This is a genomic window from Methylobacterium sp. D53M, assembly GCF_053345625.1.
On record NZ_JBKFAL010000027.1, the window covers coordinates 56,180 to 72,586 of the forward strand.

General features: G+C 72.4%; 18 protein-coding genes. 12 read left to right on the forward strand and 6 right to left on the reverse strand.

All coding sequences use genetic code 11. From position 1 onward, the window contains the following. Positions 1-52 precede the first annotated feature (52 nt). The 3 genes from ACLBYG_RS26530 (at position 53) to coaA (ending at position 2,452) form a co-directional block, all read left to right on the forward strand. On the forward strand, positions 53-1,000 hold the full coding sequence (locus ACLBYG_RS26530) for an aspartate carbamoyltransferase catalytic subunit (RefSeq protein WP_042669664.1): 948 nt from the start codon (positions 53-55) through the stop codon (positions 998-1,000). 142 nt (positions 1,001-1,142) lie between these two features. Then, entirely contained in the window at positions 1,143-1,466 is a 324-nt protein-coding gene (locus ACLBYG_RS26535; RefSeq protein ID WP_020095338.1) for a phosphoribosyl-ATP diphosphatase, read from the forward strand. Further along, the gene (gene coaA / locus ACLBYG_RS26540; protein WP_020095339.1) at positions 1,463-2,452 is read left to right on the forward strand and encodes a type I pantothenate kinase; all 990 of its coding nucleotides are present in this window, start codon (positions 1,463-1,465) and stop codon (positions 2,450-2,452) included. Before ACLBYG_RS26535 ends, coaA begins: the two co-directional genes overlap by 4 nt. Before the next feature lie 163 nt (positions 2,453-2,615). Here coaA and thpR read toward each other — a convergent pair whose 3' ends face one another. Both thpR and ACLBYG_RS26550 read right to left on the reverse strand, forming a co-directional pair. Beyond that, complete coding sequence (gene thpR / locus ACLBYG_RS26545; RefSeq protein ID WP_042669663.1) at positions 2,616-3,155, reverse strand: RNA 2',3'-cyclic phosphodiesterase; 540 nt, start codon at positions 3,153-3,155, stop codon at positions 2,616-2,618. Then, complete coding sequence (locus ACLBYG_RS26550) at positions 3,155-3,766, reverse strand: arylesterase (protein WP_020095341.1); 612 nt, start codon at positions 3,764-3,766, stop codon at positions 3,155-3,157. The genes thpR and ACLBYG_RS26550 overlap by 1 nt, the downstream gene beginning before the upstream one ends. 204 nt (positions 3,767-3,970) lie before the next feature. On the opposite strand from ACLBYG_RS26550, the gene ACLBYG_RS26555 reads away from it, so the two are divergent. Beyond that, positions 3,971-4,672, forward strand: a complete 702-nt coding sequence (locus ACLBYG_RS26555; RefSeq protein WP_376738864.1) for an ABC transporter ATP-binding protein — start codon at positions 3,971-3,973, stop codon at positions 4,670-4,672. Continuing rightward, positions 4,672-7,248 carry an ABC transporter permease gene (locus ACLBYG_RS26560; protein WP_447683449.1) on the forward strand — a complete coding sequence of 859 codons (2,577 nt, stop codon included), beginning with the start codon at positions 4,672-4,674 and terminating at the stop codon, positions 7,246-7,248. Before ACLBYG_RS26555 ends, ACLBYG_RS26560 begins: the two co-directional genes overlap by 1 nt. Positions 7,249-7,408: 160 nt before the next feature. Here the strand turns inward: ACLBYG_RS26560 and ACLBYG_RS26565 are convergent, their stop codons facing one another. Next, on the reverse strand, positions 7,409-7,732 hold the full coding sequence (locus ACLBYG_RS26565) for a hypothetical protein (RefSeq protein ID WP_056531185.1): 324 nt from the start codon (positions 7,730-7,732) through the stop codon (positions 7,409-7,411). Between the two features lie 161 nt (positions 7,733-7,893). Between ACLBYG_RS26565 and ACLBYG_RS26570 the strand changes: the two genes are divergently transcribed. The 3 genes from ACLBYG_RS26570 (at position 7,894) to ACLBYG_RS26580 (ending at position 10,677) form a co-directional block, all read left to right on the forward strand. Continuing rightward, entirely contained in the window at positions 7,894-8,481 is a 588-nt protein-coding gene (locus tag ACLBYG_RS26570) for a PAS domain-containing protein (RefSeq protein ID WP_447683450.1), read from the forward strand. 425 nt (positions 8,482-8,906) lie between these two features. Next, a complete protein-coding gene (locus ACLBYG_RS26575; RefSeq protein WP_020095346.1) occupies positions 8,907-9,677 on the forward strand; it encodes a Bax inhibitor-1/YccA family protein in 771 nt (256 codons plus the stop codon). 97 nt (positions 9,678-9,774) lie between these two features. Then, positions 9,775-10,677 carry a dihydrodipicolinate synthase family protein gene (locus ACLBYG_RS26580; protein WP_447683451.1) on the forward strand — a complete coding sequence of 301 codons (903 nt, stop codon included), beginning with the start codon at positions 9,775-9,777 and terminating at the stop codon, positions 10,675-10,677. 10 nt (positions 10,678-10,687) lie between these two features. Here the strand turns inward: ACLBYG_RS26580 and ACLBYG_RS26585 are convergent, their stop codons facing one another. Continuing rightward, a complete protein-coding gene (locus ACLBYG_RS26585) occupies positions 10,688-11,062 on the reverse strand; it encodes a DUF2794 domain-containing protein (protein WP_020095348.1) in 375 nt (124 codons plus the stop codon). A 345-nt stretch (positions 11,063-11,407) separates the two neighbouring features. Here ACLBYG_RS26585 and bluB point away from each other — a divergent pair, with 345 nt between their 5' ends. Together bluB and ACLBYG_RS26595 are read left to right on the forward strand one after the other, a co-directional pair. After that, the gene (gene bluB / locus ACLBYG_RS26590) at positions 11,408-12,046 is read left to right on the forward strand and encodes a 5,6-dimethylbenzimidazole synthase (RefSeq protein WP_447683452.1); all 639 of its coding nucleotides are present in this window, start codon (positions 11,408-11,410) and stop codon (positions 12,044-12,046) included. Positions 12,047-12,240: 194 nt separating this feature from the next. Further along, positions 12,241-12,750 (forward strand): L,D-transpeptidase, encoded by a 510-nt coding sequence (locus ACLBYG_RS26595; RefSeq protein WP_020095350.1) that lies wholly within the window; start codon positions 12,241-12,243, stop codon positions 12,748-12,750. A gap of 12 nt (positions 12,751-12,762) precedes the next feature. Here ACLBYG_RS26595 and ACLBYG_RS26600 read toward each other — a convergent pair whose 3' ends face one another. After that, positions 12,763-13,071, reverse strand: a complete 309-nt coding sequence (locus ACLBYG_RS26600; protein ID WP_042669659.1) for a cupin domain-containing protein — start codon at positions 13,069-13,071, stop codon at positions 12,763-12,765. A gap of 239 nt (positions 13,072-13,310) precedes the next feature. Here ACLBYG_RS26600 and ACLBYG_RS26605 point away from each other — a divergent pair, with 239 nt between their 5' ends. After that, positions 13,311-14,321, forward strand: coding sequence for a 2-keto-3-deoxygluconate permease (locus ACLBYG_RS26605; RefSeq protein WP_447683453.1), 1,011 nt, complete (start codon positions 13,311-13,313; stop codon positions 14,319-14,321). 19 nt (positions 14,322-14,340) lie between these two features. Here ACLBYG_RS26605 and ACLBYG_RS26610 read toward each other — a convergent pair whose 3' ends face one another. Beyond that, positions 14,341-14,604 (reverse strand): DUF1674 domain-containing protein, encoded by a 264-nt coding sequence (locus ACLBYG_RS26610; RefSeq protein ID WP_447683454.1) that lies wholly within the window; start codon positions 14,602-14,604, stop codon positions 14,341-14,343. A 56-nt stretch (positions 14,605-14,660) separates the two neighbouring features. On the opposite strand from ACLBYG_RS26610, the gene ACLBYG_RS26615 reads away from it, so the two are divergent. Continuing rightward, on the forward strand, positions 14,661-16,040 hold the full coding sequence (locus ACLBYG_RS26615) for an RsmB/NOP family class I SAM-dependent RNA methyltransferase (protein WP_447683455.1): 1,380 nt from the start codon (positions 14,661-14,663) through the stop codon (positions 16,038-16,040). The last annotated feature ends 367 nt before the right edge of the window (positions 16,041-16,407 follow it).

Below are 16,407 nucleotides of genomic sequence, written 5' to 3' on the forward strand. Positions count from 1 at the left end.
CGCCGAACAGCCTTGCCCCCCGGGCGCGCCGCACCTACACCCGGGCCTCATCATGACGACGCCCGCGCCCCCGGCCTTCCCGCACCGGCACCTCCTCGGCATCGAGGGCCTGACCCGGCCCGACATCGAGGGGCTGCTCGACGCCGCCGAATCCGCCGTCGACATCTCGCGGCAGGTGGAGAAGAAGCGCACGACCCTGCGGGGCCGCACGCAGATCAACCTGTTCTTCGAGCCCTCGACGCGGACGCAATCGTCCTTCGAGCTCGCCGGCAAGCGGCTCGGCGCCGACGTCATGAACATGTCGGTGGCCTCGTCCTCAGTGAAGAAGGGCGAGACCCTGATCGACACCGCCGCGACGCTCAACGCCATGCGGCCCGACATCATCGTGGTCCGTCACGAATCGGCGGGCGCCGTTCACCTGCTCGCCCGCAAGGTCGACTGCGCGGTGGTCAATGCCGGCGACGGCGCCCACGAGCACCCGACCCAGGCCCTCCTGGACGCGCTCACCATCCGCCGCAACAAGGGCCGGATCGAGGGCCTGCAGGTGGCGATCTGCGGCGACGTCCTGCACTCGCGGGTGGCGCGCTCCAACATCATCCTGCTCCAGGCCATGGGCGCGCGGGTCCGCCTGATCGCGCCCTCGACGCTGCTGCCCTCCGGGATCGAGCGCTTCGGCGTCGAGACCTTCACGGATATGCGCAAGGGCCTCGTCGGCTGCGACATCGTGATGATGCTGCGCCTCCAGCGGGAGCGCATGAACGGCTCGTTCGTCCCGTCCGTGAAGGAGTATTTCCGCTACTTCGGCCTCGACGGCGAGAAGCTGGCGCTCGCCAAGCCCGACGCGCTGGTGATGCATCCGGGGCCGATGAACCGCGGTGTCGAGATCTCCTCCGAGATCGCCGACGGGGCGCAGTCGCTGATCCGCGAGCAGGTCGAGATGGGCGTCGCCGTCCGCATGGCCGTGCTGGAGGCGCTGGCGCGGCACCTGCCGAACGGGTGAACCCAAGACAACGGGTGATCCCCAGACAAAGCCGGGCGGCCTTCACCCGCTCCGCTTGCCCGCCGAGCGGCCGTGGCGCAGTTTCCTGCCGAAATCCGGCCCTGATCTGTATAAGGGGCCGTCGCAACATGCAGATCGCTTCATGACCGCCTACACGCTCGCCGACCTCGCCGCCCTCGTGGCGAGCCGTGCCGGGACCGATCCGGCCACCTCCTACACGGCCAAGCTCCTGTCCGAGGGCCCCGCCAAGGCGGCCAAGAAGCTCGGCGAGGAGGCGGTGGAGGCGGCGATCGCGGCCGTGCAGGGCGACAAGACCGGCCTGCGGAACGAGGCCGCCGACGTGCTCTACCACCTCGTCGTGCTGCTCCGGGCGGGCGGGGTCGAGCTCGATGCCGTGATGGCGGAGCTGGAGCGTCGCACGGCCCAGAGCGGCATCGCCGAGAAGGCCGCGAGGCGCCACGCGTGAACGCGGCCGCGCTGCCGGGCTCGGTCGAGGCGATCCTCGAAGCGTCCGACCGGCTCTCGCCGTATCGCCGCTTCAGCCGCGAGGAATGGGCGCAGCTGCGCGCCGACACGCCGCTCACCCTCAACCAGGAAGACCTGGAGCGGCTGCAATCGATCAACGACCCGATCTCGGTCGAGGAGGTGGTGGCGATCTACCTGCCGCTGTCCCGTCTGCTCGCCCTGTACGTCGCGGCGACGCAGGGCCTGTTCAAGGCGACGCAGCGCTTCCTGATGGCCGAGCGCGAGACCAAGGCGCCCTACATCATCGGGCTCGCGGGGTCGGTGGCGGTGGGCAAGTCCACGACCGCCCGCATCCTGACCGCCCTGCTGGCGCGCTGGCCCAACACCCCCAAGGTCGACCTCGTCACCACCGACGGGTTCCTGCTGCCCAACGCCGAGCTCGCCGCCAACGGGCTGATGGAGCGCAAGGGGTTCCCGGAGAGCTACGACACCGCCGCGCTGCTGCGCTTCCTCCACGACGTGAAGGCCGGCCACAAGCGCGTCACCGCGCCGCTCTACTCGCACCTCGTCTACGACCGGGTGCCCGGCGAGGAGCGGGTGGTGGAGAGCCCCGACATCCTGATCGTCGAGGGCCTGAACGTGCTCCAGCCGGCCCGCCTGCCGCGCGACGGGACCGCAATCCCATTCGTGTCCGACTTCTTCGACTTCTCGATCTATCTCGACGGTCACGAGGACGACCTGCACCGCTGGTACGTCACGCGCTTCATGAAGCTGCGGCAGACGGCGTTCCGCGACCCGCGCTCGTACTTCCGGAAATACGCCGAGATCGCCGAGACCGAGGCCCTCGACATCGCCGACCGGCTCTGGACGACGATCAACCTGCCGAACCTGCGCGAGAACATCGTGCCGACCCGCCAGCGAGCGAGCCTGATCCTCACCAAGGGCGCGAGCCACCGGATCGAGAGCGTGGCCCTGCGGCGGCTGTAGGCCGGTTCGGGCCGATCGCGCGATCGGCCCGCATGAAGACCGAACCTCCGTCATCACGAGCGACGCGAAGTGACCGAGGGCAGCGCGACGTTCGGGGCGATGTCGCCGACTCTGGATTGCTTCGCTTCGCTCGCAAGGACGTGAACGACCGAGCCCAGGCGCATCACGCGAACGGGAACTCCGCCTCCGCCACGTACGGACCGCCGCCGGTCGAGTCCCGCGCCGAGAACAGCGTCACCCGGTCCGACGTGTAAGTCAGCGGCGCGAAGACCGGCGCCTGCGACAGGTACATCGCCGCCGCCTCCGGCGTGGCGTCGCGCCGGAGGCGCGCCAGGGTCACGTGCGGGGTGAATTTCCGCCGCTCCGGCTCGACCCCGGCCCGGCGCACGAGCCGCTCCTGCTCGGCCTGGAGATCCGTCAGCTCCGCCTCCGGCACCACCGAGGCGTAGAGCGCCCGCGGCCTGTCGCCGCCGAAGATGCCGAGGCCGTCGAGCGTCACCGTCAGGGCCGGGCGGACCCGCATCTCGGACAGCGCCTCCACCACGTCGTCGGCCGTGGTCGCGTCGACGTCGCCGATGAACCGCAGGGTCACGTGGAAGTCGCCGGGCTCGATCCAGCGGGCCCCGGGCAGGCCGCCCTGCCAGGCCCTCAGCGCGTCGGCGATCGCGGGCGGCACCGCGAGGCCGGTGAACAGGCGCGGCACTACCGCGACGCCCCCTGCCGGAGGCCCCCCAGGAAACCCTCCACCGTCGGCAGCATGCGGGAAGCGATGGTCTCCACGCCCTGCCGGTTCGGGTGGATCATGTCGTCGAGGTGCTGCGCCCGGTCGCCGATGATCCCGTCGAGGAAGAACGGGTAGAGGGTCAGGCCGTAGCGCTTGGCGAGCGCCGGGTAGATCGCGTCGAACCGCGCCTTGTAGTCCGGCCCGAGGTTGGGCGCGGCCTGCATGCCGGCGAGCAGGACCGGGATGCCCCGCGCCTTCAGCCGCTCGATGATCGCCGAGAGCGCGCCCTCGGTGACCTTCGGGTCGGTGCCGCGCAGCATGTCGTTGGCGCCGAGTTCGAGGATCACGCCCGCGGTCCCGTCCGGCACCGACCAGTCGACCCGGTCGAGGCCGCCCGTGGCGGTGTCGCCGGAGACGCCGGCATTGGCGACCGTCACGTCCGCGCCCCTGGCCTTGAGCAGGCGCTCCAGCACGGTCGGGAAGGCGGCGTCGGCCGGGAGTTTGTAGCCCGCGGTCAGGCTGTCGCCGAGGGCGACGAGCTTGACCGGCTCGCCGGGCGCGGCCCGCGCTCCCGGCGCGACGGCTGTCATGAAAGGGACCATCAGGAGCGCTAGCGCTGCGGCATACAGGGCCGTGCGCCGGAACACAGCGCGCGCGTCATGGCGCGGCCCCAATGCCGAACCCATATCGCGGTGCACCCGCGGCCCGTAGAGCCAAGATCGAAGCCGAAGGGATCGACCCCACGTGAGGACCTCGCGCGCCATGCTCGTCATCGCCCACAGATCGGCTCACCGGTGAGCCAAGGCAAGGTGCTGCGCGAGCCCGCGATCGCGCTGTCGGACATCGATCTCAGCCTCGGCCGCGGCGCCGCCCGCGTCCACGTCCTGCGCGGCATCTCGCTGAATGTCGACCGCGGCGAGGCGGTCGGCCTCGTCGGCCCGTCCGGCTCCGGCAAGTCGACGCTGCTGATGGTCATGGCCGGGCTGGAGCGGCCCGATTCCGGCGGCGTCGTCATCGAGGACACCGACCTCGTCCGCCTCGACGAGGACGCCCTCGCCCGGTTCCGCGGCCGGCGCATCGGCATCGTGTTCCAGGCCTTCCACCTCGTGCCGACCATGACGGCGCTCGAGAACGTGGCCCTGCCGCTCGAACTCGCCGACCGGCCCGGCGCCCTGGAGCGCGCCCGCGCCGAGCTGGAGGCGGTCGGCCTCGGACACCGGCTGCACCATTACCCGGCGCAGCTCTCCGGCGGCGAGCAGCAGCGCGTCGCCATCGCCCGGGCGGTCGCCCCCGACCCAGCAATCCTCGTGGCCGACGAGCCCACCGGCAACCTCGACGAGGCCACCGGCCGCCAGATCGTCGACCTGCTGTTCCGGCTGAAACGGGACCGCGGCGCGACGCTGGTCCTCGTCACCCACGACAACGGCCTCGCCCGCCTGTGCGACCGCACCGTGCGCCTGCGCTCGGGGCGGATCGAGGAGGCGGTGACCGCCTGATGCACGGCACGATCACCCGACCCGACCCCGCGCCCCGCCGGATCCCGCTCACCCTGCGCCTCGCGCTGCGCGAGTTGCGGGCCGGGCTCGACGGCTTCGCGGTGTTCCTCGCCTGCATCGCGCTGGGCGTCATGGCCATCGCGGGCGTGGCGTCGATCTCGCGCTCGCTGTCCGACGGGCTCGGCCGGGAGGGCCGGCGCATCCTCGGCGGCGACCTCGCCTTCAACCTCATCAACCGCGAGGCGACCGACGCGGAGAGGCAGGTGCTGGCGCGCGAAGGCCGCCTCGACATCGTCGCCTCCCTGCGGGCCATGGCGGTGGCGGGCAGCGGCGACGCGGCCCTGGTCGAGCTGAAGGCCGTCGACCCCGCCACCTATCCGGCCGCCGGCGACCTCGCGACCGACCCGCCGGGCCGCCTCGCCGACCTGCTGGCGGAGCGCGACGGGGTGCCGGGGGCGCTCGCCGACCCGGCCCTGCTCACCCGCCTCGACGTCAAGGTCGGCGACCGGATCGCGCTCGCCGGGCACGACGTGGCGATCCGCGGCACCATCGTGTCCGAGCCCGACAAGATCGCCGGCGGCATCGGCTTCGGGCCGCGGCTGATGGTCTCCGAGCCGACGCTCCGCGCCACCGGCCTCGTCCAGCCCGGCAGCCTCAACCGCTGGAGCTACCGCCTCGTCCTGCCGCCCGGCACGCCGGACGCCGACCTCGACGCGGCGCAGGCCCGGATCCGCGCCGCCACCCCCGAGGCCGGCTGGGAGATCCGCTCGCGCACCAACGCCGACCCGCGCTTCGCCAAGAGCATCGAGCGCTTCACGCAGTTCCTGACCCTGGTGGGACTCACCGCGCTGATCGTCGGCGGCGTCGGGGTCGGCAACGCCGTCCACGCCTTCGTGGAGCGCAAGCGGCCCTCGATCGCGACGCTCAAGAGCGTCGGCGCGCCGGGCTCGCAGGTGGTCGCCCTGTACCTGACGCAGGTGATGCTCATCGCCGGGCTGGGTACCGGGATCGGCCTCGCGATCGGCGCGAGCCTGCCCTTCCTCCTCGACGCCCTGTTCTCCGCCGACCTGCCGCTGCCGCTGAACCCGACGCTGGCCCCGGGAGAACTGGCGCTCGCGGCCGCCTACGGTCTGATCACGGCCTTCGCCTTCGCGATCACGCCGCTCGGCCGCGCCCACGACGTGCCGGTCTCCGGCCTGTTCCGCGACACGGTCGACCCGGCCCGCGTCAGCCCGCGCTGGCGCTACCGGATCTGGCTCGCCGTCAGCCTCGCGGCCCTGGTCGGCCTGTCGGTGGCGACCGCCTTCGACCGGCGCGTCGCGCTGATCTTCATCGCGGCGGCCGCCATCGCGTTCGGCCTGCTGCATCTGGTGGCGCTCGGCCTGATGGCGCTCGCCCGCCGCCTGCCGCACCCGCGCTGGCCGGCGCCCCGGATGGCGCTCGCCAACCTGCACCGGCCCGGCGCCCTGACGCCCGCCATCGTCCTGTCGCTCGGCCTCGGCGTGACGCTCCTCGTGACGCTCAGCCTGATCGACGCCAATGTCCGCCGCACGATCAGCGCGACCCTGCCGGCCCGGGCGCCGAACCTCTTCTTCCTGGACATTCCCTCCCGGGACGCCGCCCAGTTCCGCGAGTTCCTGGCGCGCTCGGCCCCGAGCGGGAAGATCGAGGATGTGCCGATGATGCGCGGCCGGATCGTCGCCCTGAACGGCGTGCCGGCGAGCAAGATCCGCCCCCCGGAAGACGCCGCCTGGGTGCTCGACGGCGACCGGGGCATCACCTACGCCGACGCGGTGCCGGACGGCTCCAGCCTCACCGAGGGCGCGTGGTGGAGCCCGGAGCAGGGCGCGAAGCCGCTGGTCTCCTTCGAGGCCGACCTCGCCCGCCAGCTCGGCCTGAAGCTCGGCGACACCGTGACGGTGAACGTGCTCGGGCGCGACCTCACCGCGACGATCTTCAACCTGCGCCGTGTGGAGTGGCGCAACCTCGGCATCAACTTCGTGATGGTGTTCTCGCCGGGCACCTTCCGGGGCGCGCCGCATTCCGACCTCGCGACGCTGACCCTGCCCGGCGGCACCGACGCTTCCGCCGAGAACCGCATCCTGCGCGACGTCGCCAAGACCTTCCCGTCGGTGAGCGCCGTGCGGGTGAAGGACGCCCTCGACGCGATCGGGGACCTCGTCGGCCGGCTGGTCCTAGCGATCCGGGGGGCGAGCGCCGTGGCGGTGCTGGCGAGCCTGTTCGTGCTGGCCGGCGCCATCGCGGCCGGGCACCGGGCGCGGCTCTACGACGCCGTCGTGCTCAAGGTGCTGGGCGCGAGCCGGGCGCGGCTGCTGACCGCCTACGCCCTCGAATACGCCGCGCTGGGGCTCGCCACGGCGCTGTTCGGCCTCCTGGCCGGGACGCTCGCCGGCTGGGTGATCGTCGCCAAGGTCATGCACCTCGACTTCCGCCTCGACCTGTCGGGCGCGCTGGTCGCGGCCGTGGCCGCGGTGGCGCTGGCGATCCTCCTCGGGCTCGTCGGCACGTGGCGGATCCTGGGGCAGAAGCCGGCGCCGTATCTCCGGCAGGCCTGACGGAGGCCGATCCCGCAGGCTCCGTATCCGGTTCAGCCCCGGCGGAGGCCGCGATCGAGGCCGTCGAGAGCGGCGGACCGCGCCCGGCCGGAGACGGTCCGGCGGGATATCGAAGCCCTCGGTCCGTGGGGGAGGGGTTTCCAACCGTCGGACCCCGCGCTCACGGGTCGCCGCGCTCCGCATTCTCCGCGGTGCGCGCGCATGCCTCGGTCGGTTCGGGGCCGACCAGAGCTTGGACCGCCTCACCGAATCGCCTCCGCGCCGCAGGATCGAGTCGGCGCAGGTGGACCCCGACCAGCATCAGCAGCCGCTCCGTCTCCCGCTCGATGGCCGGACGGTCCACAGATCCGCAGTGATCGGAACCGTAGAACGCCTCGATCGGCAAATCGAGGGACTGCGCAATCCTGTTGAGCGCGCGCGCGGCGGAGGATTCCACCTTCCGGTCAGCAATCGTCCGCAGGAATTCGAGTCCGTTCTCATCCATGGCGGCCCCTCGAATCACTCGCGACGGGGGAAAATTTCCCAACCATGACAAGAGGTGCCCCCGTGAAGGGGTATTCGCAAGTGAACTCTTTGTCATTTCGCCGGAAGATTGGTACGGAGCTAGACATTCGAGCTTCGAGCGGCCCGGGGGGACCGTCCACCATGCGCATCAACGTCATCGATGGCTACGCGGAGAACGCCGACCGTCTCCGGGCGGCTCTCGAAGCCTCGTGCGTTGTGGGAGCCTGGGAGTGGGACCACGTCCGCGGCGTGGTCGTCTACGACGCGGGCGCGGCCCGGCTGCTGACCGGCAATCCCGACCTCGCCGACCGTCCGATCAACGGGCCGATGGCGCTGGCCGCAGTGCATCCCGAGGACATGACGTGGTTGATGGACCACATGCTCCGGGCCGTCCGATCGAGCGGGCTGGTCCTTGCCGAGTACCGCGTGTTCAAGGCGGACGGCACCGTGCGCTGGCTCCTCAGCCGGGGGCGGACCCATCGGAACGAGGACGGCGAGCCGCAGCGCTCGCACGGCATCCTGATGGACATCACCGAGATCCGCGACGGCGGCGACCGCTACGTGGTCGGCAGGCCCATGGCGGGCGGCGACCCGCTGGAGCGGGCGACCGACCTCGCCGTCGCGCTCAAGGAGACGCTCACCGACGACATGCCCGCGGAGGTGCGGGCGGCCGCTGACCTGATGCTGCTGGGTCTGGGCCGTGCCCTGGCCCGCCGGATGACGCACTGAACCGCCCCTCCCGGGCCGCCCAGATCCCGCGCGCCGGAGAGCGGATCTTCGAGGCTGCGGACCCGCCGTGCAGGCACGAACCCGCCGGGACTTGGCGGTCCGGACCGGAGAAACCGGGGCGCACGCGGACGCACGTGGCATAAGGAAGCCGTTAAGACTTCGCGCGGGCGCATCGAAACGCCTGGACGGCGGCAACCGTCAGTCGAACAACCCGACGACGGAGCGGAATGCATTTTAATCCCGGCCCAGATGGACAAAAATACATCCGCCGGACACGGAAAAGCGGCCCCGGAACCGTGGCCGGGGACTTGTGTCGCGGCTTCGGGCGCAACATATTCCCGACCGAGGCGCCAGCCCGGCGCCAGAGGTCCTGCGTGGGCCTCGACCGAACACCACGCTGAGAGAGCCTCCGCAAGGAAACTCCCATGGCATTCGAGAACAGCCCCTTCCGGTACGGCGCCCAGCAGCCGACCGGCTACGCCGGCACCCAGGTCGAGGTCGATCAGGGCCTGCGCACCTTCATGCTCGGCGTCTACAACAACATGATCGTCGGGCTCGGCATCTCGGGTCTCGTCGCGCTCGGCCTGAACATGGCCTCCGTGGCGGCCTACCAGGGCACCCGCCCGATCCTGACCCCGTTCGGTCAGACCCTCTACCTCAGCCCGCTGAAGTGGGTCCTGATGCTCGCCCCGCTGGCGTTCATCTTCGTCTTCTCCATGCGGATGGACCGAATGTCGGCCTCGTCCGCCCGGACGATGTTCTGGGCCTTCGCGGCGGTGATGGGCGCCTCGATGTCCTCGCTCCTCCTGGTGTTCACCGGGGGCAGCGTGGTGCAGGTGTTCTTCATCACAGCGGCGGCCTTCGGCTCGCTCAGCCTGTGGGGCTACACCACCCGGCGCAGCCTCTCCGGCATGGGCTCGTTCCTGATGATGGGCCTGATCGGCATCATCCTCGCGTCGCTGGTGAACATCTTCTTCGCCTCGTCGGCCCTCCAGTTCGCCATCTCGGTGCTGGGCGTGCTGATCTTCGCGGGCCTGACCGCCTACGACACCCAGAAGCTCAAGGAGATGTATCTCTACGGCGGCTTCGACGGCGAGATGGCGGCCAAGATGTCGGTGAACGGCGCCCTGACGCTCTATCTCGACTTCATCAACATGTTCCAGTTCCTGCTGAGCCTGATCGGCGACCGCCGATAAGCCAGCCCGAACAAGACGGGACGAGGGAACCCCGGCGGGACACCGCCGGGGTTTCTTTTTGCCTGGCCGCCGCGCGCGGATGCGCTAGGCTCGGGCCATGCCAGCGCTTCTTGACCTCTCCGGCCTCTCCGCTTTCCCGATCACCCCGAGCGACGCAGACGGCCGCGTCGACGCGGGAGCGCTGCGCCAGTTGCTGGAGCCCCTGGCGGCCGCCGGGGTCGACTCGATCGGCCTCCTCGGCAGCACCGGGACCTACGCGTACCTGAGCCGCGAGGAGCGGCGCCGGGCGGTGGCGATCGCAGCCGAGGCCGTGGCCGGACGGGCCCCGCTCCTCGTCGGCATCGGCGCCCTGCGCACCGACGAGGCCGTCCGCCTCGCGCAGGACGCGCGGGCGGCCGGCGCGGATGCCGGGCTCCTCGCCCCCGTCTCGTACACGCCGCTCACCGAGGCCGAGGTCGAGGCGCATTTCGCGACCGTAGGGGAGGCGGGCGGCCTGCCCCTCGTCCTCTACGACAACCCCGCGACCACGCATTTCCACTTCACGCCGGCGCTGATCGGCCGGATCGCCCGCCAGCCCGGGATCGTGGCCGCCAAGTGCGCCGCGCCGGAGCCGGCGCGGGCCGCCGCCGGGATCGCGGCCCTGCGGGAGGCCGTCCCGGCGGGCTTCCCCATCGGGTTCAGCGGCGACTGGAACGTCACCGAGGCGCTGATCGCCGGCGGCGCGGCGTGGTTCAGCGTGGCGGGCGGCCTGTTTCCCCGGACCTGCCTGGCGATCGTCCGGGCCGTGGCGGCGGGCGAGACCGAGCGGGCCCGCGCCCTCAACGCCGAGCTGGAGCCCCTCTGGACGCTGTTCCGGACGCATTCCAGCCTGCGGGTGGTCTACGCCCTGGCCGATCTCATGGGCCTGTGCCGCGCCGAGCCGCCGCGGCCGATCCGGCCCCTGGCGCCGGAGGCGGTGGCCGAGATCGCCGCGACCGTCCGGCGCCTGTCCCTGTCCTGAGCGGGCGCGGTCAGACCGCCGCCGGTGCCGGTTCCAGCACGGCAATCACCCGGGCGAGCTCGGTACCGCGCTTCAGGATCTGGCCGCTCGCGGCGACGACGGCGTAGGCCCCCTGGCGGCGGGCGAGCTTGGGATCCTTCTCGATGCGGTAGAGCGGCATCTCGGAGGAGCGCCGGTAGATCGAGAACACTGCCTTGTCGCGGCGGAAATCGAGGGCGTAGTCGCGCCACTCGCCCGCAGCGACCTGCCGGCCGTAGAGGTTGAAGATCGTGCGGAGCTCGTCCCGGTTGAAGGCGATCTGCGGAGGGGCCGCGCGGGCAGGGAAGGGGATGACATGGCCCGCCGCCTCGTCGGGCCTCGACCCGGCGCTCGTCCTCTCGGTCATCACGGCTCCCGTGCATCGATGCTTTGCCGGATGATGGGCCTCGCCGCCGCGGCCCGCAAGGGTCGCGCACGCCGTGTCCCGCGAGACACGCCCAAGCGACAAAAAACACGGTTTGGCCCGATTCACGCCTTTTGCAGGCCGCGTTGCGGCGCGACAACAGGCGTCGAACCTCGCCGGGTTCTGCCCGGTCGGCGACCGACACCCAGCTCCCCAGCCATCGGTCGCCGCTCGGGATCTCAGGATCCGGCACTCCGAGGTTTCGAGACCCAAGACTTCAGGCCGCCCCTCGGGCGGCCTTTTTTCCGTTTCCCGTCGGGCCGGGGTTGCGGCTATGCCAGCCGCACCATGGGCCCGCCCGCCTTCGACGCCGCCTTCCTGCACGACCTCGACGCGCTGTTCGCGTGGCGCCGCGACGTGCGCCGCTTCCGGACGGATCCGGTCGACGAGGACGCCCTGCGCGCCTGCCTCGCGGCGGCCCACCGGGCCCCCTCGGTCGGCAACAGCCGGCCCTGGCGCTTCGTGCGGGTCGCGGATCCGGGACGCCGCCGCGCGGTCGCGGAGAACTTCGCCGGCTGCAACGAAGCCGCGGCCGCGGGCTACGCGACCGACCGGGCCGCGCAGTACCGCGGCCTGAAGCTCGCCGGCCTGCGGGAGGCGCCGGTCCATCTGGCCGCCTTCTGCGACGCGGCCACCGAGACCGGCCTCGGCCTCGGCCGGGCCAGCATGCCGGAGACCCTGGCCTACTCGGTCGTGGGGGCGGTGCAGTGTTTCTGGCTCGCCGCCCGGGCCCGCGGCCTCGGCGTCGGCTGGGTCTCGATCCTGGAGCCGGAGGCGGTCGCGGCGATCCTGGCCGTGCCGGAGACGTGGCGGCTCGTGGCCTATCTCTGCGTCGGCTACCCGGTGGAGGAGCATCTCGACCCGGAGCTGGAGCGCCACGGCTGGCAGTCGGAGGACCGGCGCGGGAGCGAGCTCCACGAGCGCTGAGACGCGCTGAGACGCGCGGAACGGCGGCCCCGCCGCGCGGCAACGGCCCGTACACCCTGGTTCGTGGTTGCTCTTTTACCGTGCCCCGCGGATCCGCAGAATGACCCCGCGTCAACCATAGCTTTTCTCGGAACGGTAAGCTCGGCCGGGGATTACTTGCCCGCGTCTAGTCTAGCTTTGCGAGGATCGCGGTGATGTCGGGTCGGGTGGCGGCTCTATTCGGTTTGGCCGGCGCGATGCTGGCCGGTTGTTTCCAGGCGGCGCAGGCGCGCGAGATCGTCCCCTTCGCCAACGGCGTCGCGCCGGGCTCGGTGGTGATCAGCGTGTCGCAGCGCAAGCTCTACCTGGTGAACGGCGACGGCACGGCGATCCGCTATCCCGTGGCGGTGGGCCGTCCCGGCAAGCAGTGGTTCGGCATCAAGCCGATCGACGGCAAGTACGTCGCCCCCGCCTGGTCGCCCCCCGCGGAGGTGAAGCGCGACAACCCGCGGTTGCCGAACCTCATCGCGGGCGGCTCGCCGCACAATCCCATGGGGGCGGCGGCGATGACGCTCGCGGGCGGCGAGTACGCCATCCACGGCACCAACCGGCCGAACTCGGTGGGCACCTACGCGTCCTACGGCTGCATCCGGATGTACAATCAGGACGTGGTCGACCTCTACGCGCGGGTCGATGTCGGCACGCAGGTCTACATGACCCACTGAGGCCCGCCGGCCTCACCCGGCCGGCGGGGCGGTCGCCTCGACGGCCGTGAAGGTCTCCAGGATCCGGTAGGTGTGCGCCGCGCCGGCCGGCACGCAGTAGGAATCGCCCGGCGCGAGCGCCACGGTCTCGCCCTCCAGCACGAGCTCGGCCCGGCCGCTGATGACGTAGCCGACCGTCTCGTGCGCCGAGGTGGTCATCGGCTTGTCGGCGTTGGGCTCCTCGGCCCGCCACATCCGCATGCCGAGCCGCTCGCCGCGGGCGAGGTGGATCTCGCCGTGCGGGCCCGCGGCCGCGCTCCGGGCCGATACTGTCGTCGCCATCGTCGCCTCCCTCCGGTGAACCTCGCCAACGGGGCCCGGCGTCCGACGTTCCGCGCCCGACAGCGCGACACGTTCGGCAAGCCCCGCGCCGGCGCGCCGCTTGACGGCCCGCGCCGCGCCCCGACAGGATGACGCACCGGTCCGAGAGGCGCCCGACAGAGGCGCGGGCCGGCGCGGCGTCCGCGATCCGCCCCAGGTCCGGCGCGTCGGCGGACGACCCGGATCGGGAGGGACGCGCCATGCAGATCAAGGCGGCGATCGACAGGATTCCCGGCGGCCTGATGCTGGTGCCGCTCCTGCTCGGGGCCCTGTGCAAGACCTTCGCGCCGGGCGCCCCGGCCTATTTCAAGGGCTTCACGCAGGGGATCATGACCGGCGTGATCCCGATCCTGGCGGTCTGGTTCTTCTGCATGGGTGCCTCGGTCAGCCTGAAGGCGACCGGCACAGTGCTGCGCAAGTCCGGCACGCTGGTGGCGACCAAGCTCGTCGCCGCCTGGGCGATCGTGCTGGTGGCCGGGCTGTTCATCCCGCCCGAGGGCATCCAGACCGGCTTCTTCGCCGGCCTGTCGATCCTGGCGATCGTCTGCGCGATGGATATGACCAATGGCGGCCTCTACGCCTCGCTGATGCAGACCTACGGCAGCCGCGAGGAGGCCGGCGCCTTCATCCTGACCTCGATCGAGTCCGGCCCGCTGATGAGCATGATCATCCTCGGCGCCTCCGGGGCGGCGCATTTCGAGCCGCAGATCTTCGTGGGCGCGGTGCTGCCCTTCCTGGTCGGCTTCGCCCTCGGCAACCTCGACCCGAAGCTCCGGGCCCTGTTCGCGCCCGGCGGCCAGCTGATGATCCCGTTCTTCGCCTTCGCGCTGGGGAACACGGTCGACCTCAACAACCTGCTCTCGCCGCTCGCGGGGCTCGGCATCGTGCTGGCGCTCGCGGTGATCGTCCTGACCGGAATCCCGCTGATCGTGGCCGACCGGGCGATCGGGGGCGGGACCGGCACGGCCGGCTTGGCCGCCTCCTCCACCGCCGGGGCGGCGGCCGCCAACCCGCTGGCGATCGCCGCCGTCGCCCCGCAATTCGCCCCCTCGGCGCAGACCGCCACCGTGCTGGTGACGATCTGCATCATCGTCACCTCGATTTTCGTGCCGATCCTGACCGGGCTCTGGTACCGGCGCTTCGGGGCTGGCGTGGCCGAGGCCCGGGCCGAGGAAGAGGCCGGCGCGCCGCTGGCGGTCCCGGCCGAGTAGGCGCCCCGCGGCGGATCTCTCAGAAGTCGACCGCGAGGCCCTTCACCTCCCAGTCGTCGTAGCGGACCGGCTCCAGGCCGCCGCGCCCCTGGCGCTCGGGCTTGGCGCTGATCTCGGCGGCCCGGGCGTCGATCGCCGCGCGGCGCTCGGCGGCCTCGGCGAGGGCGCGCTGGGCCGCCGGGCTGAGGATGCGGGGCGGGGCGGGGCCGTCTCCGGCCTCCGCGGCCGGGTCCTGTCGGTGCGGGTCCTGTCGGTGCAGGTCTCTTGCGGTCGGCTCTTGCATCGCGCTCGCTCGGGTGTGAGGGCGTGGGTCGGGAAGACGTCGGATCTGGAGCAGAAGTGGCATCGCGGAACACAGGCCGCAACACGCGGAACGCAGCGGCACCGGGCGGGACCGGTTCGGACATCGCGGGACTGGGCGCGCGCCGCGCGGCGATGCAGGCGGTCGCGGCCCTGATCGGCCAGGAGCGCCCCCCCGCCCTCGACGACGCCCTCGCCCAGGCGATCCGCGCCGAGGCGCTGGCGCCGGCCGATGCCGGGCTGGCGCGGGCCATCGCGGTGGCGACCTTCCGCCGCTACGGGCTGATCCGCGCCGCCCTGGCCGCGCGGCTCGAGCGCGGGCTCCCGGCGGCCAAGCCGCAGCTCACGGCCCTGCTGGCCACCGCGACCGCCCAGATCCTCGACCTCGCGGTCCCCGACCACGCCGCGGTCGACCTCGCCGTGCGGCTCGCCAAGGCGGATACCCGCACGGCCCATCTCGCCGGGCTCGTCAACGCGGTGCTGCGCCGGGTCGCCCGCGAGCGCGACGCGATCCTGGCCGCGGACGCCGACGCCCTGGCGGTCAACACCCCGGACTGGCTCGCCCGCCGCTGGGTCGCGGCCTACGGGCCCGAGCGCGCGGCCGCGATCGCCCGCGCCCACCTCGCGGGGGCCGCCATCGACCTGACCCCGCGGGGCGAGCCCGCCGACTGGGCCGCGCGGCTCGGCGCCGTGACCCTGCCGACCGGCTCCCTGCGCCTGCCCGAGAACGGCCCGGCCATTCCCGAGCTGCCGGGCTTCCAGGAGGGAGCGTGGTGGGTCCAGGACGCCGCCGCGGCGCTGCCGGCCCGGCTCCTGGCGCCGCGGGACGGCACCCGCGTCCTCGACCTATGCGCGGCGCCCGGCGGCAAGACCCTGCAGCTCGCCGCCACCGGCGCCCGGGTCACGGCGGTCGATCGGTCCGCACCGCGGCTGGAGCGCCTGCGCGAGAACGTCGCGCGGCTCGGCTTCGCCGTCGACGTCGTGGTCGCCGACGCCCTTGCGCTGGAGCCGCAGGACCACGACGCCGTGCTGCTCGACGCGCCGTGCTCGGCCACCGGGACGATCCGGCGCCATCCGGACGTGGCCTGGACGAAGGCCGAGGCCGATATCGGGCGGCTCGCCGCGCTCCAGGCGAAGCTCCTCGACCACGCGGCCGGGCTGGTGCGGCCGGGCGGCCTCCTCGTCTACTGCACCTGCTCGCTGGAGCCGGAAGAGGGCGAGGCGCAGGTGGCGGCGTTCCTGGCCCGCGATCCCCGCTACGCGCGGGTGCCGGTCCGGCCCGAGGAGGTCGGCGGCGCCGCGGCGCTGATCGACGACCGCGGCGACCTGCGCACGCTGCCGTGCCACCTGCCGGAGTTGGCGGGCGCCCGCGGCGGCCTCGACGGCTTCTTCGCGAGCCGCCTCCGGCGGGCGGACTGACCGGAGGCGCGGGCCGGGTTTTCTGGAGGCGGGCCGGCGGTCCGCCCCCGCCCCATCATTCCGTGGGGTGCCGCAGGCGAGCCCGGAACCCGGACCTGCCGACGGTGCATTCCCGATCGTGTTGCAAAGGTCCGGAAGACAGGCGTCTGCGGGTCGGCACAGCCGCGCCGCGACGCGATCCCTCTCTCGCACGGGAGAGGGACCTGCGCCTGACTCTCATCTTGTTTCCGGGTCATGGGATCGATTCCGCCGTCCTCGCGAGCGCAGCGAAGCGATCCAGGGTTGCGACGCCTGACGATGTTGCGCCGCCCTGGGTCGCTTCGCTGCGCTCGCGATGACGGTGAGGCGTCGTCGACGGCGGCGCGCA

Coding starts and splice junctions, on each gene's coding strand:
- ACLBYG_RS26530 (WP_042669664.1), top strand. CDS start 53: ATGACGACGCCCGCGCCCCCGGCCTTCCCGCACCGGCACCTCCTCGGC.
- ACLBYG_RS26535 (WP_020095338.1), top strand. CDS start 1,143: ATGACCGCCTACACGCTCGCCGACCTCGCCGCCCTCGTGGCGAGCCGT.
- ACLBYG_RS26550 (WP_020095341.1), bottom strand. CDS start 3,766: ATGACAGCCGTCGCGCCGGGAGCGCGGGCCGCGCCCGGCGAGCCGGTC.
- ACLBYG_RS26560 (WP_447683449.1), top strand. CDS start 4,672: ATGCACGGCACGATCACCCGACCCGACCCCGCGCCCCGCCGGATCCCG.
- ACLBYG_RS26565 (WP_056531185.1), bottom strand. CDS start 7,732: ATGGATGAGAACGGACTCGAATTCCTGCGGACGATTGCTGACCGGAAG.
- ACLBYG_RS26570 (WP_447683450.1), top strand. CDS start 7,894: ATGCGCATCAACGTCATCGATGGCTACGCGGAGAACGCCGACCGTCTC.
- ACLBYG_RS26575 (WP_020095346.1), top strand. CDS start 8,907: ATGGCATTCGAGAACAGCCCCTTCCGGTACGGCGCCCAGCAGCCGACC.
- ACLBYG_RS26580 (WP_447683451.1), top strand. CDS start 9,775: ATGCCAGCGCTTCTTGACCTCTCCGGCCTCTCCGCTTTCCCGATCACC.
- ACLBYG_RS26585 (WP_020095348.1), bottom strand. CDS start 11,062: ATGACCGAGAGGACGAGCGCCGGGTCGAGGCCCGACGAGGCGGCGGGC.
- bluB (WP_447683452.1), top strand. CDS start 11,408: ATGGGCCCGCCCGCCTTCGACGCCGCCTTCCTGCACGACCTCGACGCG.
- ACLBYG_RS26595 (WP_020095350.1), top strand. CDS start 12,241: ATGTCGGGTCGGGTGGCGGCTCTATTCGGTTTGGCCGGCGCGATGCTG.
- ACLBYG_RS26600 (WP_042669659.1), bottom strand. CDS start 13,071: ATGGCGACGACAGTATCGGCCCGGAGCGCGGCCGCGGGCCCGCACGGC.
- ACLBYG_RS26605 (WP_447683453.1), top strand. CDS start 13,311: ATGCAGATCAAGGCGGCGATCGACAGGATTCCCGGCGGCCTGATGCTG.
- ACLBYG_RS26610 (WP_447683454.1), bottom strand. CDS start 14,604: ATGCAAGAGCCGACCGCAAGAGACCTGCACCGACAGGACCCGCACCGA.